This is a genomic window from Chitinophaga sp. 9-1-y (genome assembly GCF_059511905.2).
The window spans coordinates 5,188,595-5,209,814 of the sequence record NZ_CM197955.1; the positions used below are offsets into that span (position 1 = coordinate 5,188,595).

General features: G+C 43.4%; 25 protein-coding genes. 17 read left to right on the forward strand and 8 right to left on the reverse strand.

Translation table 11 applies throughout. From position 1 onward, the window contains the following. Positions 1–5: 5 nt before the first annotated feature. Positions 6–1,571 (forward strand): DUF6770 family protein, encoded by a 1,566-nt coding sequence (locus AC5ZC7_RS20470; protein ID WP_496157032.1) that lies wholly within the window; start codon positions 6–8, stop codon positions 1,569–1,571. A 388-nt stretch (positions 1,572–1,959) separates the two neighbouring features. Here AC5ZC7_RS20470 and AC5ZC7_RS20475 read toward each other — a convergent pair whose 3' ends face one another. Further along, positions 1,960–2,724: a hypothetical protein gene (locus tag AC5ZC7_RS20475; protein ID WP_496157031.1), complete on the reverse strand. Its 765-nt coding sequence runs from the start codon at positions 2,722–2,724 to the stop codon at positions 1,960–1,962. A 136-nt stretch (positions 2,725–2,860) separates the two neighbouring features. Between AC5ZC7_RS20475 and AC5ZC7_RS20480 the strand changes: the two genes are divergently transcribed. From AC5ZC7_RS20480 to AC5ZC7_RS20495, 4 genes are all read left to right on the forward strand, one after another. Beyond that, a complete protein-coding gene (locus tag AC5ZC7_RS20480) occupies positions 2,861–3,433 on the forward strand; it encodes a hypothetical protein (RefSeq protein WP_496157030.1) in 573 nt (190 codons plus the stop codon). A gap of 10 nt (positions 3,434–3,443) precedes the next feature. Next, the gene (locus AC5ZC7_RS20485; protein ID WP_496157029.1) at positions 3,444–3,728 is read left to right on the forward strand and encodes a transcriptional regulator; all 285 of its coding nucleotides are present in this window, start codon (positions 3,444–3,446) and stop codon (positions 3,726–3,728) included. Between the two features lie 178 nt (positions 3,729–3,906). Further along, positions 3,907–4,593: a hypothetical protein gene (locus tag AC5ZC7_RS20490; RefSeq protein ID WP_496157028.1), complete on the forward strand. Its 687-nt coding sequence runs from the start codon at positions 3,907–3,909 to the stop codon at positions 4,591–4,593. 33 nt (positions 4,594–4,626) lie between these two features. Beyond that, a complete protein-coding gene (locus AC5ZC7_RS20495; protein WP_496157027.1) occupies positions 4,627–5,376 on the forward strand; it encodes an SDR family oxidoreductase in 750 nt (249 codons plus the stop codon). A gap of 85 nt (positions 5,377–5,461) precedes the next feature. Here the strand turns inward: AC5ZC7_RS20495 and AC5ZC7_RS20500 are convergent, their stop codons facing one another. Continuing rightward, positions 5,462–5,848 (reverse strand): winged helix-turn-helix transcriptional regulator, encoded by a 387-nt coding sequence (locus tag AC5ZC7_RS20500; protein WP_496157026.1) that lies wholly within the window; start codon positions 5,846–5,848, stop codon positions 5,462–5,464. Between the two features lie 138 nt (positions 5,849–5,986). Between AC5ZC7_RS20500 and AC5ZC7_RS20505 the strand changes: the two genes are divergently transcribed. Both AC5ZC7_RS20505 and AC5ZC7_RS20510 read left to right on the forward strand, forming a co-directional pair. Beyond that, complete coding sequence (locus AC5ZC7_RS20505; protein ID WP_496157025.1) at positions 5,987–6,931, forward strand: NmrA family NAD(P)-binding protein; 945 nt, start codon at positions 5,987–5,989, stop codon at positions 6,929–6,931. A 108-nt stretch (positions 6,932–7,039) separates the two neighbouring features. Then, positions 7,040–7,639 carry a macro domain-containing protein gene (locus tag AC5ZC7_RS20510; protein ID WP_496157024.1) on the forward strand — a complete coding sequence of 200 codons (600 nt, stop codon included), beginning with the start codon at positions 7,040–7,042 and terminating at the stop codon, positions 7,637–7,639. On the opposite strand, the gene AC5ZC7_RS20515 is transcribed toward AC5ZC7_RS20510, so the two are convergent. Then, a complete protein-coding gene (locus AC5ZC7_RS20515; RefSeq protein WP_496157023.1) occupies positions 7,640–8,206 on the reverse strand; it encodes a cyclic nucleotide-binding domain-containing protein in 567 nt (188 codons plus the stop codon). A gap of 194 nt (positions 8,207–8,400) precedes the next feature. On the opposite strand from AC5ZC7_RS20515, the gene AC5ZC7_RS20520 reads away from it, so the two are divergent. From AC5ZC7_RS20520 to AC5ZC7_RS20530, 3 genes are all read left to right on the forward strand, one after another. Further along, positions 8,401–9,090, forward strand: coding sequence for a DJ-1/PfpI family protein (locus AC5ZC7_RS20520; RefSeq protein ID WP_496157022.1), 690 nt, complete (start codon positions 8,401–8,403; stop codon positions 9,088–9,090). A 232-nt stretch (positions 9,091–9,322) separates the two neighbouring features. Then, entirely contained in the window at positions 9,323–9,967 is a 645-nt protein-coding gene (locus AC5ZC7_RS20525; RefSeq protein ID WP_496157021.1) for a CPBP family glutamic-type intramembrane protease, read from the forward strand. 76 nt (positions 9,968–10,043) lie between these two features. After that, positions 10,044–10,883 (forward strand): rhodanese-like domain-containing protein, encoded by an 840-nt coding sequence (locus tag AC5ZC7_RS20530; protein ID WP_496157020.1) that lies wholly within the window; start codon positions 10,044–10,046, stop codon positions 10,881–10,883. An 85-nt stretch (positions 10,884–10,968) separates the two neighbouring features. On the opposite strand, the gene AC5ZC7_RS20535 is transcribed toward AC5ZC7_RS20530, so the two are convergent. Together AC5ZC7_RS20535 and AC5ZC7_RS20540 are read right to left on the reverse strand one after the other, a co-directional pair. Further along, on the reverse strand, positions 10,969–11,214 hold the full coding sequence (locus AC5ZC7_RS20535; RefSeq protein WP_477079312.1) for a GlsB/YeaQ/YmgE family stress response membrane protein: 246 nt from the start codon (positions 11,212–11,214) through the stop codon (positions 10,969–10,971). A 65-nt stretch (positions 11,215–11,279) separates the two neighbouring features. Then, a complete protein-coding gene (locus AC5ZC7_RS20540; RefSeq protein ID WP_496157019.1) occupies positions 11,280–12,266 on the reverse strand; it encodes a hypothetical protein in 987 nt (328 codons plus the stop codon). Between the two features lie 355 nt (positions 12,267–12,621). Between AC5ZC7_RS20540 and AC5ZC7_RS20545 the strand changes: the two genes are divergently transcribed. The 7 genes from AC5ZC7_RS20545 (at position 12,622) to AC5ZC7_RS20575 (ending at position 17,815) form a co-directional block, all read left to right on the forward strand. Beyond that, positions 12,622–12,768 (forward strand): hypothetical protein, encoded by a 147-nt coding sequence (locus AC5ZC7_RS20545; protein ID WP_496157018.1) that lies wholly within the window; start codon positions 12,622–12,624, stop codon positions 12,766–12,768. A 111-nt stretch (positions 12,769–12,879) separates the two neighbouring features. Continuing rightward, a complete protein-coding gene (locus AC5ZC7_RS20550; RefSeq protein ID WP_496157017.1) occupies positions 12,880–14,562 on the forward strand; it encodes a tetratricopeptide repeat protein in 1,683 nt (560 codons plus the stop codon). Further along, positions 14,559–15,224 (forward strand): response regulator, encoded by a 666-nt coding sequence (locus AC5ZC7_RS20555; protein WP_496157016.1) that lies wholly within the window; start codon positions 14,559–14,561, stop codon positions 15,222–15,224. The genes AC5ZC7_RS20550 and AC5ZC7_RS20555 overlap by 4 nt, the downstream gene beginning before the upstream one ends. Positions 15,225–15,323: 99 nt before the next feature. Beyond that, positions 15,324–15,533, forward strand: a complete 210-nt coding sequence (locus AC5ZC7_RS20560) for a hypothetical protein (protein ID WP_496157015.1) — start codon at positions 15,324–15,326, stop codon at positions 15,531–15,533. A 299-nt stretch (positions 15,534–15,832) separates the two neighbouring features. After that, complete coding sequence (locus AC5ZC7_RS20565) at positions 15,833–16,234, forward strand: HNH endonuclease (protein WP_496157014.1); 402 nt, start codon at positions 15,833–15,835, stop codon at positions 16,232–16,234. A gap of 10 nt (positions 16,235–16,244) precedes the next feature. Beyond that, entirely contained in the window at positions 16,245–16,811 is a 567-nt protein-coding gene (locus AC5ZC7_RS20570) for a hypothetical protein (protein ID WP_496157013.1), read from the forward strand. Positions 16,812–16,822: 11 nt separating this feature from the next. Continuing rightward, positions 16,823–17,815 carry a DUF4407 domain-containing protein gene (locus AC5ZC7_RS20575; RefSeq protein ID WP_496157012.1) on the forward strand — a complete coding sequence of 331 codons (993 nt, stop codon included), beginning with the start codon at positions 16,823–16,825 and terminating at the stop codon, positions 17,813–17,815. A 320-nt stretch (positions 17,816–18,135) separates the two neighbouring features. Here the strand turns inward: AC5ZC7_RS20575 and AC5ZC7_RS20580 are convergent, their stop codons facing one another. From AC5ZC7_RS20580 to AC5ZC7_RS20590, 3 genes are all read right to left on the reverse strand, one after another. Next, on the reverse strand, positions 18,136–19,143 hold the full coding sequence (locus AC5ZC7_RS20580) for a PDDEXK nuclease domain-containing protein (RefSeq protein WP_496157011.1): 1,008 nt from the start codon (positions 19,141–19,143) through the stop codon (positions 18,136–18,138). A gap of 271 nt (positions 19,144–19,414) precedes the next feature. Beyond that, a complete protein-coding gene (locus tag AC5ZC7_RS20585) occupies positions 19,415–20,437 on the reverse strand; it encodes an LLM class flavin-dependent oxidoreductase (protein WP_496157010.1) in 1,023 nt (340 codons plus the stop codon). Positions 20,438–20,558: 121 nt separating this feature from the next. Further along, positions 20,559–21,161, reverse strand: coding sequence for an NAD(P)H-dependent oxidoreductase (locus AC5ZC7_RS20590; protein ID WP_496157009.1), 603 nt, complete (start codon positions 21,159–21,161; stop codon positions 20,559–20,561). Between the last annotated feature and the right edge of the window lie 59 nt (positions 21,162–21,220).

Genomic DNA, 21,220 nt, shown 5'->3' on the forward strand with positions numbered 1-21,220 from the left:
CCAACATGAAACATGTACTCTTAGCATGTACCTTATTGTTCCTAACAATAACCGGTACGAACGCTCAAACTAAAATTTTTAAGGAAGTAGGGGAAGACATTTCCCAAAGCATGCGCGCCATCACCCAGGACGGAACCCTGGTTGGATACCTCATGTTCACAGAACTGGAAAAGGCCGACAAAGACTCTTTTAACTACAAGATCAATATCATGGACGAAAACCTGAATGATATTGGTGTGGTTAACTTCAGGGAGTTAAAGCTGGATCTGCGTTCCGTTGCCTTTGAACAGGAAGTACTCTGCCTCTCCTACATGAAAAGCAACTTGCTGGGGCATGCCATCAAAAAGAAAAAAGAAATCCGCGAAGCCGTTTCCAAAGGCTATATGGCGGTATTTACCCAGTTCATTGACCTTACCGGTAAGGTATTAAAAACCAATACGGTAAAGGTAGGCGTTGACCTGGCAGATGAATACCGGAAAGGCCAGTTGCTCATCGGCAATGGTGGCCTGAAAGAACCTTTACGTGTAAGCAACATCGCCGGAAAAGGATTTGCCTGCTTTTTTGGAGATGACCGCGGCAAATTCCTTTTCATCTATGATATTACCGGTAAACAAATCTGGCAAAAAAGAATTGGTGGAGAAGAAGGTGACTACACCATGCTGGTTTCCGGACAAGACGTATACTTCCTGCAGAAGAAAAAAGACGACCGTCATAGCGGCGGCTTCGTGGTATTCGGCTATGGATTGTCAGACAGCACAGCTATCCCTAAATATTTCCTGAAAGATAAAAAAGGTAACCCGCTGCAGGTACTGTCCTTCACGAATGACCCGGTAAGCGGCAAACCATTCGTTTCCGGTAATATCATCAATCCACGCAGAAACGGACCTTTCCCTACGCTTAAATCCATCAGCAAAGGAAATTACCTGGGCGTATTTACCATCAACATTGACGGCCGTAAAAAAGATAGTATTAAACCAGTTTACAACTACTGGCGCGATATCAAAAATCCAATTGCCAATTCAAAAGGCCGCCTGCATGCCAACAAGTCGTTCCTGCTGCCTGGCCCGTCTTTTAAAGACTATTCCGGCAATACCTATTTTACCGGATCGGCCCTAAAACGTACGATGAATACAGGCCTGGTAATTGCCGAAGTAGCTACCCTGCCACTGGTGGTGGTTACCCCTTACATGGTGGGCTTCTATGGTACCCGGAAATTCACCATCCGCGATGCCATGATCCTCAAACAAACACCGGACGGCGTCCTGTCGCTCGATAACCAGATTCCGGTAGCACCCAGCCGCGGCGTACCCTGCAACTACTCCCTGCTGCTGAGAGATAATAAATCTTACTACACGGCCAGTTCTTCTGATTCCAAGTCTACCTACCTGATCATCACAGAAGCAAAAAATATTACCTTCTATCATGTAAATCAGAAAAAAGTATTGCGGACCATTCCCCGTAAAGACGGCGCCACAGAGACTTCCATTTACCCGGCCAAAGAAGGACATGTGCTCGTATCTGAATACAATAAAAAAGAAAAAACCAGGCGCATCTCTATTGAAGCGATTTAATAAAAACGAGTTTTTGTCTTAGTCAGGATTAGACTGATTATACTGATTTTCGATTTTCGGTTTTTTTGGTTTAAAAAGATGGGCGAAATAAATGTAGATATTGATCCATATTTGTTTCGCCCATCTTTTTAAATCAAAAAAACAAAATCCACCACGCCCGATTTTCTTCAGTCAACAGGTGATAAAGACGATGTAATTCAGCTGCTAAAGCAGTGCCTTCCCGGTATTTGGCAATTAGTGCATTTCACTCTTTCATCCATGCGCTTTGTAGTAAAGACTGCCGGAAGTGAAATAGGGGATAAAATGTTGTATTAAGGAATTATTAAGAAGAAAATATTACTCAGGCGCTTATCCAATAAGCATTGCAGGCCAATACCACTAACAGTAGTCACTTCGCGCTGCTGTAACGGTACACTGCAATCTTGTATGTTTTACCGTTAACGATGGTATACAGCTTCTTTATGTATCCGTGTTTATCATAAGTATATTCATACCTCTGATCGTCGCTGCCCGGGCCGCCTACATATACGTTACCGCCCGGCCATTCCGGCACTCTTTCTATTTTTCTGCGTTTCAGCTGGCCATTGGGGTAGTACTCCTTGGATGTGGTGATAACGCTACTATCCGTATGGGTTTGTACCTTTTTTACCAATAAGCCATTATCGTAAGTAAGCACGTAATCGTAAGCGGCAGCCGGCAATGGTTTATTTTCCTGATCATAAGACGTAGCATGATAGCTCCAAACATTATCGTGGTGGGCGGTTAACTGAAAAATGTCTGCACAATGATTACCGTATACAATCCGCTGGTATTGAATATGCTGTTGCTGATAGGTATAGGTATAGCGGGTGGTATCTATTTTACCCGGATGATTCGTATCGTGGGTCTCAATGGTGTAAAGCAGGTCGTTTTGATCATTGTACGTGTATACGTTTGCCGACAGGAGTACCTTTTTCTGGAAAATGTTCTCCTCCACTACCCTGCCCAGCGAATCTGTTTTTTCAGTACTCCAGTAGCCTTTGCCCCCGGAACCGTTAAAAAAAGCGGACCTGATGTAGCTATTGGGCGGATATAACTTTGCCGTATGAAATAATTGTGCTTTTAGGGAGATGGCATACAGCAGCAGGGATAAGGCAAATACGAGCTTTTTCATCGATGCTATTATTTAAAAGAAATATAGGTAATGGAAGATAAGCAATTGTTTTGCTGTTTCGGGTCACCAGTCCGTTTAAAATAATTTTTTGTTTGCGTCGCAAACAAGATTTACTTTCGTATGTAAAAACAGCAGTATGAATGCAGCGGAAAATGAAATGCATCCTTTACAAAGCCTGAAATTAATTTCAGATGTCATTATGCAGACTAAAGACGAGCTAAAGAACTATGGCTTTCTTTACCTGGTATGGGGATGGATTATAGCGGTGGCGAGCCTGGCATTCTTTGCCTTGCATACGTTTACTGCCACATCGTTGTTCTTCCTGCCGTTTCCGGTATTGGTGGGCGCAGGTGTGCTTATTACCGTGCTGTATTACCGGTCGGAGAAGAAGACCGCGGAAACTTATCTTGCCAGTTATTTGAAAAACCTGTGGTTTGTACTGGGCATTTGCTTTGTGTTGACAGTGTTTATAAGTCTTGCCCAAAAAATACAGCCATTTACCTTTACCTTATTGATTGGTGGCGTGGGTACCCTGGTTTCGGGATTAAATCTCCGCTTCAAGCCCCTGATGGCCGGAGGAATATTGTTTTTTATCTTTGCCGTTATCAGCATCTTCATGGATGAAGCGTACCGGCCGCTGATTCATGGTATTGCTGTGATACTGGGGTATTTGATCCCCGGGTATATGCTTAAATATTCCAAATCATAATTAACGTTGCATGTTTAGTGATCTTGATCCTGTTTTAAATACACCTGTAAGATTGGCAATTGTTTCCGTATTGATAAAAATGAAACAGGCAGATTTCAGTTATTTAATGGAGGTAACGAAAACCACGCAGGGCAATCTGAGTCACCAGATCAGGAAATTAAGTGAAGCGGAATATGTGGAAGTGATCAAAACATTTAAAGGTAATTACCCGCATACCATCTGCAAGCTCACGGCCAAAGGGAGAAAAGCATTTGAAAAGTATGTGGAGGACATCAAAAAATATTTACACTTATAAGCATAGCCTATTGATATACGGTGCATTAAGGGCTTTTTTTACGGGCAAAAAAATGCCTTTTTTTAGATCATTTTAGTTTGCAATACAAACTAGATTAACAAGTAAAAACAAAAACAGCAGGTGCAGGAATACGGGCATCGTGCACCTGCTATCATTATCGTTTAAAAATTTATTCATCATGAACGTCACCACCAATCTCCCCTCCACGAAACGCTACCTGGGTCCGCATCCGGGCACATTGGCTATTGTTTACATCGTGCTGTTTATGGCCAGTATAATACTGTTTTCTGTGTTAGCGCATGGCGCCACCTTTCCTTCGCCATTCAGCGACATAGACAAATTCCGGCAGCTGGTGAAAGACTTCCCTGCCGCGCTGAAGGTGAATGCACTGCTGCAACTGGCCAGCGCGATGCCATTGGGCATATTTACCGCCGCCATAGTTGCCAGAACAAGGTCGCTGGGCATAAGGGCAGCAGGTCTCCACATTGCGCTGTTTGGTGGCATTGCCGCTTCGGTATTTGTTAGTATCGCCAGTATTTCCAGCTGGATAATCACTCAGCCGGGAGTGACAGACAATGCCGATATTGTTCGCCTGCTACGGCTGGTAGGATTTGCCACCGGTGGCATTGCACATGCTATGCCGTTGGGCTTACTCATGGCGGGCATCTCCATTCCCTGTTTGCTGAGAAAATATACCCCTGCATGGATGGCATGGCTGGGCATAGTACTCGGTGTCCTTGCACAGTTGTGCATGTTCGGATTTGTATGGGAAGCAGCATTTATCCTGTTACCCATTGTTCGGTTTGGATCCTATGTCTGGATGGTGAGTACCGGATTTTCTCTCATGAGAAGAAAAACAATTTGACCCTTTTCTTTTTCAACCATAAAGCAATTAACAATGACAAACAAAGTAATTCTGATTACTGGCGGCACGGCTGGTTTGGGCGCTGATACCGCCCGCGCTTTTGCCGCCAGAGGCGCTAAGGTAGTGTTCTGTGGCAGACGCACAGAAACTGGTTTTGCCCTGGAAAATGAAATCCGCAAAATTGGTGGAGAAGCTACTTTTATCCAGGCCGATGTAACCCAGGAAGAACAGGTGAAACACCTGGTAGATGAAACCATTCGCCGCTATGGGAAATTAGATGTGGCATTCAATAACGCCGGTGGCAATACAGGCAATACTCCCATAGAAGATACCACTGCCGAACAATTTGCCAACACCATTCAACTGAACCTGACAGGCACCTTTTATGCGTTAAAGCATGAAATACGGGTCATGAAAGCCGCTGGTGGAAGTATCATTAATACTGCCAGTACTGCCGGTTTGAAAGGTGTGGGACAAAACATTGCGGGTTACGTAACCGCCAAACACGGGTTGATAGGATTAACCAGGGCCGCCGCACTGGAAAATGCCCGTCACCAGATCAGCGTAAATGCGATTGCACCAGGCGTGATTCAAACTGAACAATGGCTGGAGAACATAAAAAAAATGCCCGGACGCCTGGAAAAAATTGCCGAAGCAATGCCTACGGGTAAGCTGGCTACCCCAGGAGATATTGTACCGCTCATTTTATTCCTCGCTTCAGATAAGGCCAAGTTTATTACCGGTGCTGCATTGCCTATAGACGGAGGACTACTGGCAGGATAAAGCGTTTCTTTGTCACAAAAAGAAAGGACCGGCTTACCCAGCCGGTCCCGCTTTATCACGTAGCTGCGGTTAACTTCTGTTAGCCTCATCTTGCCGGCACACCTACCTTCACAAACTCCCCCTTTTCCGTAGCAATCTGATTCCCCCATCCGAAAAGGGCATCCAATACCGGCAGAAAAGATTTTCCAAAATCAGTTAAGTCATACACCACTTTAATAGGCGGCTTGTCTCCATGCACTTCCCTTGACACCAGGCCATCATCTTCCAGCTGTTTTAGCTGTAAACTCAATGTTCTTTCTGTTACACTGGGCATTTCCTTTCTAAGCTCGTTATATCGCTTACAACCATCCTTTAAATGATAAAGAATCACCGTTTTCCATTTGCCTCCCACGAAATCCATCGCCAGACTCACGGTGCACGGATATAATTTACCATTCACTTTTATATAGTCGCTTTGACATTCCAGTTTCATAAGATTTTATTTAATGAACCTATCCAAATGGATAGCTATTGCAAAGCTATTTAACTATACTTAGTTTTGCAACTATAATTTTTATAGTACAAAAAATAACGAACGAAAACCAGCCATTTAACTTAAAAAGTAACAACAATGACACCAGATAAACCACTCATTACCATCGCCGGCGTTTTAGGAAAACAGGGACTCAGTGCTACTCGCACACTATTGGATAGCGGTCGTTACCGGGTACGTGGTATCACCCGTCGCGTTAATTCACCGGAAGCGCTTAGTTTGGCAGAACAAGGCGTAGAACTGGTAAGTATCCCGCTTGACCTGGGACATCAACAAGCATTTATTGAAGCATTCCGTGGCTCAGACAGCGTTTTCCTGATGACACCCAGCATTGCGCCGCCGGCTACCCACGAAGCAGCACTGGGTAAAGAACTCGCCGATGCAGTAGTAGCAGCAGGCGTGCCACATCTGATCTTCAGCAGCCTGGAAAATGTTCACGACATCAGTGGCGGCGAAAAATTTGCCCCCCACTTTACCGACAAGGCTAACGTGGAAGCATATATCCGTACGCTCCCCATTAAGAGCACCTTCATTTACATGGCCTTCTTTTATACTAACCTGGTAGAGTTTTATACCCCCTACCAAAAAGACGATACACTGGTATTCCCGGTTTACCTGCCCAAAGATTTCCGCGCACCGTTTGTGGACCCTCTTACCGCTACCGGTCCTGCTGTTCTGGAAATTCTTGCTAACCCGGATAAATACGAAGGCAAAGGATTACCGGTCATCGGCGAAATTATTTCCCCGCAGGAAATGGTCGACACCTTTGTACGCGTTACCGGCCAGAAAGCGGAATACGCTTCCGCCTATACGCGGGAAGAATTATTACAACATTTCCCTCACTTTGGTGACAATGAAACATTGGTAGAAGAGCTGTTGGGAATGGTATCCTACGCCTATGAACATGGCTATTATCAATCGGCACGCGACCTGGAATGGAGCCGGCAAATAAACCCCAACAGCGTTACGTGGGAACAGTTTTTACGCAACACCGGCTGGAAAGGGGAAAAACGTACGTATTGATGAGCTGAGATTTTAAGGGAAACGGTCGTATCATGCAACACGACTGATACAAGCGTCCCCTTGCAACCATCGCTTAATTCATTATCTTACATAGGTAAACGAATACCTGTGGAATACATTTTAATAGATACCAACCCTAAACTAGTCGCCGCCTGGAATGAATTTTTTGCTGAAATTCCGCATGTAAAAATCATGGAAGGCGACATTACCAAACTTAAAGCTGATGCGATTGTAAGCCCTGCCAATTCATTTGGTTTCATGGATGGATCCCTGGACTATGCCATTTCAGAACGACTGGGATGGCAGCTGGAGAAGGAGTTGCAACAACGCATTAAACTTCTCCCGGAAGGGGAATTAATGGTAGGGAAAGCCATGATACTGGAAACGAACGATCCTGACATTCCTTATCTCATTTCCGCACCTACTATGCGTATTCCTACTAATTTCAATATTGATACGTCCATCAATGCCTACCTCGCCATGAAAGCAATTCTCATACAGGCCAATAGTGACGAGCGTATACAAACAGTAGCCATTCCCGGCCTCTGTACAGGCGTAGGCCGCATGCAACCGATGATCTGTGCAAGACAGATGCGCTACGCCTTTGATGAAATTGTAGCGGGAAAGAAACAGGATTTTGCCAACTTCGGTGAAGCACAAAAATACCATTGGAATATCAATCCACAGGGGATGATCTGGACGCACTGATTACTTACCGGAAAAACGACTCAGCGTTTCCCTGGAAACACCCAGGTAAGCCGCAATAAGCGTTTTGGAAACCCGCTGGAAAAGCCGCGGATACTGCGATAGCAACAACTCGTAACGCGACTGCGCATCATTACTTAACAACGAAAGAATCCTTTGCTGCTGTGCTACAAATCCGATGGAAACTTTCATCCTGAAGAAATGCTCCATTTTATGAGAAGCGTCGCATAGCTTTTTTTTGTTTTCGGCAGATATGCACATCACCGCAGTATCTTCCAGACAAGTGATGTTCAGTCGCGCCGGCGTTTGCTGTGAATAGGCCAGATAATCTGAGATCCACCAGTCTTCCATGGCAAACTGTAAAATATGTTCCTTGCCTGCGTCGTTGACATAGGCAGCTTTCAATAATCCACTCACCACAAAATACTCCGTTTGTACTTCACTCCCCTCCTGTACCAGGAATTGATGCTTCTTTAATTTCTTTGTGGTAAAATAAGACAGTACCTGCTCAAACTCCGTATCCGTCAGGGATACAATAGCGGCGATATGTTGTCTGAATACTGTACTCATTACTTACTGATTTACATCCGCAAAATAGGGTTTAAAAGTGATGTAGATCACTATTTAATAGTGACCTGCCTCCTTTTGCAGGTCCTGCCAGCATGCGAATTTTACATCAAAATTATCATATGAAACAAAGCATCTGGCTATTATGTGCTTTATTAAGCAGCTTTTTCGGCTATGGTCAAACTAAAACAAACAATATGAATAAAAAGATTCTGATCGTTGTTACTTCTTTCGATGAAGTTCCACATAACGGCCACAAAACAGGCATCTGGATAGAAGAATTTGCTACCCCCTGGTATCAGTTTACCGCACAGGGCTACGATGTGACTATTGCATCGCCCAAAGGTGGTAAAGCGCCCATTGATCCGAAGAGTACCCGCCCGGAATTCAGCACTGCTGCCGTGAAGCGATTCTTCCTGGATAGCGCCGCACAGCACCAACTGGATCATACTGTGCCACTCAACAGCATACAGGCAAAAGACTATGATGCCATCTTTTATCCTGGCGGCCATGGCCCTATGTGGGACCTGGTAGATAATGCCGCTTCCATTCAGCTCATCGAAAATTTCTATGAAGCAGGTAAACCGGTAGCGCTGGTATGTCATGCTCCCGCGGCATTGAAAAACGTAAAAGACAAAAATGGTTTACCACTCGTACACGGTAAACAGGTAGCCGGGTTTGCCAACAGTGAAGAAATTGCCGGGCAAACCACCGGGGAAGTACCTTTTATGTTGGAAGATATGCTGAGAGAAAAGAACGCGATATATGTAAAAGGCGCCGATTGGCAACCGTTTGCGGTAACAGCGGGGAATTTGATTACCGGACAGAATCCTGCATCTGCGGTATTGGTGGGAGAAAAAGTGATCGCTGCATTACAGGGGAAGTAACTAACCTAAGGGCCATAGTAAAGTTTATTATGGCCCTTATACTATTATCCTTTACCAATTCCGCTGCTTTCCGTGTAATCATTATATTTTGTCTTTATGTTCCTTTTTTAACTATTTTCCTGTTTTAAAATGAACACATGACAAAAACCATCTTGTCGGACGTCTATATTAATGTTATCATCTTCTCCCTTGCCCTGCTACCCACGCTCACGGATAAAACTCAAAAAAATGGATGCCTCTCCTGGCGCTGTTCCTCGTATTTTTAATCAATGAAAGCCTGCTTTCACTCGGAAGTAGCTGGGAATCGGATTTCTTTCCAAACCTATCCTATAATTGGCTCGGTAAGCTATTAAGTCTGCTGTTTTTGTCAGGTTATATGCTCCTGTTTCACAAAAAAGACATCACTGCCCTCGGAATCAGGCTTCCCCGTCTTTCACCGGCACAATTGAAAACGTTATTGACACTCTCTGCAGGGTTATTGCTATTCAAACTACTCCCCAATATACTACAGTCGGACAAAGAAGCAGTAAGCACTGAGAGATTTCTTTATGAAGCTACTTTACCTGGCCTGGCGGAAGAACTTGCCTTCAGAGGAGTTTATTTGTTTCTCTTCCTCCGTCATCACCCCACCGGTAGCAAAACGCCGTTCAATTTTACCGGCGATATGCTTTTTATTTGCCTGCTTTTCTCCCTCTCCCATTCGCTATCTTTAAGTAACTCATCAGGGTTACACTTTGACATGCTTTACTTCTTCAGTACCTTTATAAGCGCGTTCTTTTACATGGCGCTATTACGTTGCAGCGGCTCATTACTCATCCCAATACTACTGCATAATGTTGTTAATGTCGGCATCACTGTTACACAGTATCTGAAATAGCAACTTCAATAATAGCCGGCTGAAAAATCGTGATAATAAACAGCGCTTTATAAACTGTTTTTAAATTATTGAAAAGATGAAACCACTTATTAGTCCACAGGAATTAAAAACAATTTTCAACCAGGACAACCTCGTCATTTTCGATGCCAGCGCAGGGAAAGATGCCTATGAGCAATACCTTCTTAAACATCTCAGACATGCCCGCTTTGCCAACCTGGAAAAAGACCTGGCTAATGTTCCTGAAAATGCCGCCCATGGAGGAAGGCATCCACTACCTTCCCTGGAAGACTTTCGAAAAACCCTGGAGCAATTCGGTGTTTCAGAAGATGCACATATTGTTATCTACGATAACAAGAACGGCTCTAATGCGGCAGCCAGACTTTGGTGGATGCTCAGATCCTTTGGGTTAAAAAATGTACAGGTATTGGATGGTGGCTTTACCGCCGCAGAAAAAGAAAAACTGGAGCTTTCCCAGGGCGAAGAAGCTGTTGAAAAAGGACAGCTGCGCGAAAGGAACGCATGGGAGTTTCCGCTTTCCACTATTGAAGACGTTGAAAGAGAAATTAATGCGGCATCGGCTACCGTCATTGATGTAAGAGATGCGTATCGCTATCGTGGGGAATCAGAACCCATCGACCTGGTTGCAGGACATATTCCTGGTGCAATTAATATTCCTTTTTCAGCAAACCTGGACGAAAACGGGCATTTTCTTTCTCCCGAAATATTAAAGGAAAAATATGCAGGTCTATTAACGGACAAACCGGAAAAGCTGATTATTCATTGCGGATCCGGGGTAACGGCTTGCCACACTATTCTGGCTTTGGCAGCTGCAGGAATGGAAATTCCCCATTTATATGTTGGCTCCTGGAGTGAATGGAGCAGAAGAGATAAGCCGGTGGCAACGGAAGCACACTGACAAAACTGGTCACAAATAACACATGGCACTAAGATCAATCATATCACAGTGCCATGTATCAACATTTTCATCGTCAGACAGCGCACTATTTTCCTTTGACAAGACGCACCAGCCAGATAAGGATCACCGACCCTATGAGTGCCACTATCAGGGAACCAATAAAGCCATTTCCCATATGGATACCCAGTTTGCCGAATAGCCAGCCGCCCAGCCAGCCTCCAACAACACCTACCAGGATATCTATCAGCACCCCAAATCCGTCACCGCGCATTAGTTTACCGGCGAGCCAACCTGCAATGCCGCCGATGAGTAAAGTCCATAACCATGACATAAGGAAAAATTTTAAGATACCTGAATGTAACAATTAATTGGCACTTACGCATGTTTTTTAAAATATTATGGGAGAATATACTTATCGATAATATAGCCGGTAATAGGCTTCAGTTGACGACTAAAAACTACGGGGTGTGCACCACCCGATGTATAGTATTCTATTTTCCCATTAATTTTAGAATACCAAACCTTTCCTATAGCCTGGTGAGTAATGGTATCTGGCCTGGTTATCTTCCTGAAACTCTTCAACTTCACGCTATCAAGTGCTATCACCATCGTATTAGGTACTTTCTGGTTACAGGCGACAGGCTCGTAATGATCTTCCTTCCAATACATACAGCCACCGGCTCTCTCTTGCAGATTTCTATCTTTCCACCACCACATACTGCCTGTTCCCAGTACCATTGATAACATCACTGCCACTATCAATATTCTCGTGGATTTCCCCCTGGATCCTTTCTCACTCCCTCCTTCTGTGCCCTTCACGTCCGTACCTACCTCCTCTATCGAGTCATCACCACCGGATGGAATTTCCGGAATTTCAGGAATTACAGTATCTCCCGTGGCTTTATATCCCCCGGTTGTGGGCGGGTTGCCCATCATGGAATCTAATACCGTCACCGGGTCTTCTGCTGCCAGGCTAATATCCTTTATCACGGCTTCCTGATCTACATCATTATCTCCGGAAACCGTTTTCCCTATCTCCCAGGGCCTGCCAGGAAATTCAATTAACCAGGCCAGCAATTCAATGTTCTTCACATCCGTACTTTCCGACTTCCTTTTCAGGTAATTCACCAACGGCCTGAACTTATCTGTGTCACATTGCTGAATAATAGCTTTGCAGTTCCTTTTTTCATTCAAATCCCCGCAGAAATCCCTTAAAACCTTTTCATCCTTTTTGCTGAGAGCCGTTGTACATCTTTTTGCACATTCCTCTTTAAGTTTTGCTGGTGTGAGATACATCAAACCATGGGGCAGTGTATTGTTTTCTTTTTTTCGTTCATACGCCTGCATTACCATTTGTTCGTAGTCAGGATAATTTGTCGCCATAAATGAAATTATAGAACTGAATAATCGGAATTAAACCTGCATTCCCGGAATTACATATGGAATATCAAGAATTACAGGAATTACTGGAATTGTTTGTAAATCAACCTCTTACCTCATTCTACCTTTGTTCTGCAATCGGAAAATGCCTCCTTAGCTAAGAGGCGCTGTACAGCACCGGTTCTCCCAGGGCAAAGAAAGCGGAAGCCGATAACCGGCTTGGGAAGCGATCATCAGCTTCCGTAATCTGTCCCCTACACTTCCCAAAAAACAAGAAGCGCTTCACTGACTCAAAACTCCGCTGCCGGCCGCCCCGGCAACCGGCAGCCTATTGCTAAAACACTTAAAACTTACAAACATGTACCACATTATATTAAGTTTCCTACTGGCATTATTAAGTCCCGGCCATACCAATAACGGCAGCCATAATCAGGGCGAGCAAATCACTACCCTTGATGATACCGGCGGTGAAACCGGAATAATTCCTCCGAGGAAAAAACCATAATATATCAGCTTTGTGAGGCAAGAAAGTTCTTGCCTCACTTTTTTTTGTTTCCTGCCAATAATAATTCCCAAACATTCAGAAATTCAATACTTTTAAAAGAAATAATCATTAGTGCGCCCCTCTAACCTCATCTTATCCATACTACTGTGTAGTCTTTCTGCCTGTATATCCAACCAGGCGCCTCCACAAACGATGACTGCACCCACACTTGAAAAAGGAGAGTCTTTCTTCAATAACAATTACCAATACGACTCCGCTTTCTATTATTTTAATCTCGTTACAACAGGCGCCACCGACAGCTTAGAAATTGCCATGGCCTACACTTATATGGGTATCATTCAGGCACATGAGGGAGATCATTATGGCGGACAGGAAAGCCTGCTGAAATCCCTTACTTATCTCGATGAACATAAAAAAGAAGACCGTGAATGCCTGGGCTCAAATTACTATGAACTAGGCAATGCCTATCTTAACCTCAAAAACTATGAAGCCGCGATTGACTATTATCATAAAGCGCTCAAATACATCACCAGGCCTGGATACGAAACTATTGCCTTAAACAGTATGGCCCTTACCTATCAAAAGAAAGGCGACTATAATCAAGCCATTGATTTATACAAATCCCTGCTAACCAGGAGCAAAGACGAGAAAAAAGAATATGCCCGGATGCTTTCCAACTATGCTAAAACAAAATGGTTAAAAGATTCCGCTTATCCAGCTGGTCCGGAACTCCAACGGGCATTGCAAATCCGTAAAGATTCAAATGATACCTGGGGACTCAATGCCAGCTATGCGCATCTGTCGGACTACTATTCGCTCTCTTTGCCCGATTCAGCACTTTACTATGCCCGGAAAAGGTACGAAGTCGCCAGGGAATTAAAGAGCCCGGATGACGAAGCCGAAGCACTTTTAAAGCTTATAACACTTAGTCCCGCCAATCTGTTGAAATCTTATTTTACCCGCTACCAATACCTGGCAGATAGTATCCAAACTGCCAAAAACACTGCAAAGAATCAATTCGCATTAATCCGGTACGAAGCCGCAAAAAGCAAAGCAGATAACCTTCAACTGCAGAAGGATAATGCCCAGAAAAAAACGCAGCTGGTAATACAGCGATTCGTCCTGTTGCTAACCACCCTCCTCTTTCTTATCATCGGCGGTATTTTAATTCTACGGCACCGCAGGCGGCGGCAACAAATAGAGTTGGCCTCCCGCCAGGCGATACAAGAACACCAGCTTAAAACCTCCCAAAAAGTGCACGACGTGGTAGCCAACGGCTTGTACCGCATCATGGCAGACCTTGAACATAAACCGTCAGTAAACAAAGAAGATTTGATAGATAAAATTGAAATATTGTATGAACAATCCCGCGACATCTCTTACGAACACCTTACCACCCCCAAAATCCTGTTCCACAATAAAATTGATGATCTGCTGGAATCTTTTGGATCCGAACACACCAAAGTCCTGATCATCGGTAACAGTCCTGAGCTATGGAGCCAGATCAATCCGCAGGTACAACATGAAGTCGAACATATTCTGCAGGAACTGATGATTAACATGAAAAAACATAGCCAGGCTAATTCTGTGATGATAAAGTTTGGATGTCAGAACAATCAGGTTCAAATTCTCTATACCGATAACGGTATCGGTATTTCCCCGCAAGTTAAGTATGGGAATGGAATGCAAAATACGGGAAACCGTATTGAAAGGATAAAGGGGAAATGTATATTCGAACATCCTGTTAAAGGACTAAAAATTTACATTACTTTCCCAATAGCTCAATCCTCATGATTACAAAAGTTCTTATTGCCGAAGATCACGAAATTGCTAATATTTCTCTGCAGAAAACACTGGAAGAACTAGCCATCATAGATATAGCATATGCCTATTATTGTGATGATGCTTTGTATAAGATAACGCAAGCAGTTAAAGCCGAAAAATCATTCGATCTCCTCATTACAGATTTGTCCTTCGATCCAGACGATCGCAAACAGGTGCTTTCCGGTGGTATCGATCTGATTCACGCTGCCAGGGAAGTTCAGCCCGACCTGAATATCCTGGTGTTCTCATTGGAACGAAGACCAGCGATTATTGATCAACTTTACAATGAATATAACATCAATGGCTTTGTATTTAAGGCAAGAAACGATGCGCGGGATCTAAAAGAGGCCATCAATGAAATAATCCAGCAACGACGTTATATTCCACGTCATATCAGGCAATTGATCGATAAAAAGAACGCCTACTCATTTTCAGAATTTGACATCACCATTATCGCGCTTCTCTCACAGGGAATGTTGCAAAAAGACATACCTGCATATCTTCAACACAACGGAATAACACCTTCTGGTTTAAGTAGTATAGAAAAAAGGCTGAACCAGATGAAAGAGGCATTGGGTTTTACCAAAAATGAGCAGCTGGTGCTTTACTGCAGAGAATTAGGCGCTATATAACAGTTCTAAAATCGGACAGCAAAAACTAAACTACGGTTTCCCATAAAAAAAAGAGTTGAATGAAATTTACTTTTGCTTCATCAATCAAAAATAAACATTATGAAACAAAAGTACTACGTAAACAACAACGCCCAGCTCAACGGTGATCATGAGGTACACGTGAATACCTGCCCTTACTTCTCCGTAATGTACAGCCGGATTTACCTGGGGGAATTTGAAACTTGCCAGGAAGCAGTTCGTGAATCTAAGAAACGTTTCCCAAGGTCGAATGGCTGTTTTACTTGTTGCAACCCCTGCCATACAAGTTAGAAAATACTAACAGCTCTCTTGTCTCCCCTTGTCTTCTGAATCATCAAGCTATGAAACTGCTATGTGCGTGGTTGCTTATAAGCTACATTCATTGTAACCGGGTAATGGTGTATATCTGTGACAGCAAAAACGCAACAAGATATCATTACAATTCGAATTGTCGTGGACTAAGTAATTGTAAACATCGAATCATCTCCATACCCCTCGATGAAGCCAGAACAACCAGAACCCTTTGTAAATGGGAGCAATGAATTAGCTGTCACCGGAACTATATTTCAACAACTCCAACCTCGGATATTATGACAACTCCAAACCACGCACCGTATAGATATCTACAGTTTAAGGGAGATCAATCTTATAGCAGGTATATCCAGGAAGGTCTCCCACCGAAATCTCTTCCGGCAAAATCCGGAGACCAGGACTTCCTGAACACCAAATCCCATGGCAGTTATGGGGCCCTTTTATTTCATCCTAACTGGAAGGCGAAACGAAAACAAATACTGTACCGCGACAAGCATCGCTGTAGACACTGCCACAGCGATAAAGACCTGCAGGTGCATCACCGGCAATACCACTTTATCGCAAGCGAGCAAAAGTTCCGCCTTCCATGGGATTACCCCGATCATTTACTGATCACGCTTTGTGAAATTTGTCATAATAAAGGGCATAATAAATATAAAGTGCCGACCATCACTATTTAATAAAATATTTATGAGTCTATTTGATATTTTCAACCGGCAACGCCAAAATGGGCATACCCATACCATGGCAATTGAAAGCGCAATACCTGATATTCCGGAATCTACTTTCATTGAAAAGGAAGCGCAGGAAAAAGAACCACCCGAAGCAAATCCCGTTGCGCCGGTAAATGGAGGAATCCATCTCCTGTATGATTTCCTCGACAAAAACTACGAATCCAAAGGGTACAATGATGCATTGATAAACCCTGATGCAACTCACCTTGATCAAAATGTGATTGCATTGAAAAATGACCTGGAAAGATCTATCAGAAAGGTAAAAACCTTCTACGAAGACTTTATCCGACAAATCAATTTCCATATTTCGAGCAGAAGTAGAAGTGGAATGATAGATACCGTAGAAGAACTGACAACAAAGAAGGAAATCGCGGAGAGTCATATCAATCAGGTTAAAGAAATCGAAGAGCAGGCAAAGATGAATGAAGGTGTTGGGCATGGCATTGTTATCAGTTATACCCGCGGATTCAGAAATGGTCTTGCAGCAATTTCCAGTCACATTATTTTGAACAAAACCTTCTAAAATCGAGTGCTATGAAACATCTATGGATTCGTTTCGGCTGCTTCATGACCGGATACAACTACAGCATACTGCGAAACTGCAGCGAAGCCGCCTTTAAATCCGTGAAGAAGTATACCGCAGCCATGGTTATTGTTTGTATTCTGTGGTTTTTTATTGGTTTTACTTTCGCACATCGTTACCTCAACCTCAGTTTACCGGGCTGCCTATTCGCCGGACTCCTCTCTACGGTAATCATTGTACAGGTTGAAAAGCAAATTGTCTTATCCATTCATCCAAGCCGCCTACTACTAATTTTCAGGGGATGCTTAGCCCTTATGATGTCCATTCTTGGTGCGGTGATCATCGACCAGATAATATTCGAAAAAGATATTGAGATCGAGAAAAATTTCTACGTTTCGGAAAAAGTAGATAGAATATTACCCTCAAAAACGGAAGAATTGAGAAAGCAGATTGCCGCATTGGATACTACTATTGATAAAAAAGAACAAGAAAGAGATGCTTACATCCAGGATATCAGTAAACATTCAACCATCAGTGCCACCACTACGCAAACAGCAACAAGGCGGGTACCGGAGCAAACCATAACCGCTTCTGGTAAGGATACAACTATTTGGAAAACGGTACATGATTATACCGTTGCCTCTGCACCAATGCCGAATCCTAAAATAGCTTTGCTTTCGCCCCTTGACTCTACTATTGGCGCTATGCGACAACAAAAAGCGCAAAAGGAAAATGATTTACTCCACATCAAGCCTGAACTTGAAAAAGAAATGAAAGCAAATACAGGATTTCTAGATGAGTTAACAATCATGACACACATATTATCTTCCTCTTACGTTGCAATTGGCTTCTGGTTCCTGTGGATTCTATTTTTCCTGTTTATTGAGATGCTGGTATTATTCAGTAAGATGGGGGACCAATCTAATGATTATGAAAAGGTCGTATTGCACCACATGAATTTGCAGATACGACGACTTGATGCGCTTGGGAAAGGATTTGAATAATAAAACAGCCCCGAAATTTATCTGGCGAATTACTTTGAGCACTTAAGCACATTAGAAAAACGTCCAATGTTTTATAGCATCATGCTAATCAGCTCTTCCGGTGTAATGTCAGTAATCAATACGATGCTTCGTTACCCGGAGCACTTGACGAAAAGCGACGTAGGAATGTTTCGATAAGGGGAATTGACGGCAAGAGAACGCCCATCAACGTCTGCTGATGGGCCTTTCTTTTCTCTACACTTCTTTTAGTGCTTCCAAGGTTGCCAGGCTTTATACTTTCTGTCGGGATCGGGAAAGTTTAAAGCTGAACATCATTCTTATTATTTCCCCTTTTCCTCGAAACTCGCTACCTCTTTATTTACCTCGTCCAATAATTGCTGCTCCGTTGGTAAATAAAGTTCATACTGACTGGCAATGATTTGCTTTTGCCCTTCGGGCAATGTGAATTTTACCACCGCATCATTCTTACTGGTACAAAGCAAGATGCCTATGGTGGGATTCTCGTGGGGCACTTTTTCCACCCGGTCATAATAATTAACATACATCTGTAGCTGGCCTAAATCCTGATGCGTAAGCTTTTCAGTTTTCATTTCAATAATGACAAAACATTGCAGCAGTCGATTATAGAACACCAAATCTACATAGAACTCATCTCCCTCAATATGAATCCGTTTTTGCCTTGACACAAATGAAAATCCATTACCTAGTTCCAATAAGAAATCCTGCAAATGGGTGATAATGGCGCTTTCCAAATCCTTCTCATAATAGGAGGCTTCCCGTTTCATTCCCAAAAACTCCAATAGCATAGGGTCTTTGATAATTTCTTTCGCATCAGACGGAAGTTTTTCTTTTTTGGCTACCGCCAGTACGCTTTCTTTATCATTGCTCATCAAAAGCCGCTCATACAAATTGCTGTAGACTTGTCTTTCTAATTGCCGTGAAGTCCAGTTATTTTTTACTGTTTCAGCAATATAGTAATCTCTTGCATCCTCATTATCAACACTTAGCAGCAATTTATACTGGGTCCAGCTCAATTGCGTCCGCAGTGCGGACGCAATTGGAAACAGGCGAAAAAACTGACGATAGCGTTCCAGTTGCCTGATCGAAAAACCGCTGCCGAACTCCGGTTGAATCTTTTCAGAAAGGTACTTTATCACATAGGTGCCATAGTCTGCCCTATCTTTTCCTTCCTGCTCCTCTTCAAAAATACGTTTACCAATATGCCAATACATCAATGTGCGCTGATGGTCTACTGCGCGAATGGCCTTTTCTTTTGCGTCTGAAATGATTGATTTAATGTCCGTAATAAAGGACTGATTGATTAACATAATAATGGTTTTAACAATTGAGATAATACTGGTTAACAAATTCTTTTTTAAATAAATTCTGCTTGTGGTTATTTCAGAATGATACTATTGGTTTCATCCAACACATCATACCCGCTACAGGTAGCTTCGCTGAAAACGAACTTGTTGAAAACAAAACAGCGATACCAGTTCTAATAGAACTTGTATCGCTGCGTCGTACTATATGAATGTAATATTTTTTTTCGAAACCTGTTAAAGTTATGCTTTCTACATCCGCCTGCTTCTGCAAAAATTACCGCCAGCCTAATCCCGGCGCCACATGCTCTAAAATAGAAGACAGTATATGTACATTGTAAGCCACGCCTAATGTATTCGGTATGGTCAGCAAAATTGTATCTGCCTCCTGAACGGCTTCGTCCTTCGCCAACTCTTTAATGAGTTGATCCGGCTCAGCCGCATAGTTTCTTCCGAAAATGGCGCGCTTATTCGGTTCTATATTGCCAATCTGATCTACCTGCTTGCCTTCACGTCCAAAGAACTGACGATCCTGATCGTTGATCAATGCGAAAATAGACCGGCTCACAGAAACCCTTGGTTCGCGCCGATGCCCGGCTTTCTTCCAGGCTTCTTTATACAATCTGATTTGCTCTGCCTGCTGCACATGAAAAGGCTTGCCGCTTTCATCCATCTTCAGTGTAGAACTTTGAAGATGCATCCCATTTTCAGCGGCCCACACAGCCGTAGCATTGGAAGCAGCCCCCCACCAGATACGTTCCCGTAACCCTTCTGAATAGGGTTCTAAGCGCAATAAGCCCGGTGGATTCGGAAACATCGGATATGGATTGGGTTCGGCAAATCCAACACCATTCAGCTTATCCAGGAACTCCATTGCTTTACGGCGACCCATGTCTGCATCTGTTTCGCCTGCTGCCGGTTCATAGCCGAAGTAACGCCAGCCATCAATCACCTGCTCTGGCGACCCTCTGCTGATTCCTAATTGTAATCGCCCTTCCGAAATTAAATCCGCAGCGCCGGCATCTTCTATCATGTACAACGGATTCTCATAACGCATATCAATGACCCCAGTTCCCATCTCTATTTTGCTTGTTTTAGCACCGATAGCGGCCAGCAAAGGAAACGGGGAACCTAATTGAGCGGCAAAATGATGTACACGAAAATAGGCGCCGTCTATACCAATTTCTTCGGCAGCAACCGCCAGATCAATAGATTGAAGTAACGTGTCGCTGGCTGTACGGGCGTTATAAGCCGGATGATTAGACCAGTGCCCGAATGATAAAAATCCTATTTTCTTCATAAATCTGATATTATCTATTTTTCTTTTACCTGCAAGTATCTCTTGCGCTATTCTTCTCCATCCAAATTTAAATCATTCTTTACTTCATTCCTATTAAAAGCAAGGCTAATCAAAAGTGGCATTAATCAATCGCTATGCTGCCAATGGCTTTCTCCATGGCAGATTCCATCACACCCGGTACTTTTAAGCCTTCCGCACGCACCACTGTTAAATCGGTCATGCCTAAAAAACCCAGGAAAGCATTCAGGTAAGGCGCTACAAAGTCGTTCGCTTTACCCGGCCCTTCTGAATAAACACCCCCTGAAGACATCGCAACATACACCTTCTTTCCTGTTACCTTTCCTACGGGACCATTTTCACCATATCCAAAGGTGATGCCTGCCCTGGTAATGTGATCAATCCAGGCTTTTAACGATGAATGAATTGTAAAGTTGTAAAGCGGTGCACCAATCACAATGATATCTGCTCCCAATAACTGTTTAACCAGCTGGTCAGAAAAACGGATGGATGCTTTTTCTTCTTCCGTTAGCTGATCGCTGGAAAGAAAGAATGTACGGAGAACAGTTGGATTAAGATGTGGCATGTCGATATCAACCAGGTTTAATTCTTCCAGTGTACTACCCGGATATTTTTCCTGAATTTTTTCCGTGATAGCGCGACCCAGCTGAACGCTGTGAGATCCTTTCTCTTGTATACTGGACATTAAATGAAGGATACGTTTCATAAAAAATTTACCGGTTTAATCATGTTATCAATTTTACATTCCGGGATGGCCGCTTCTTT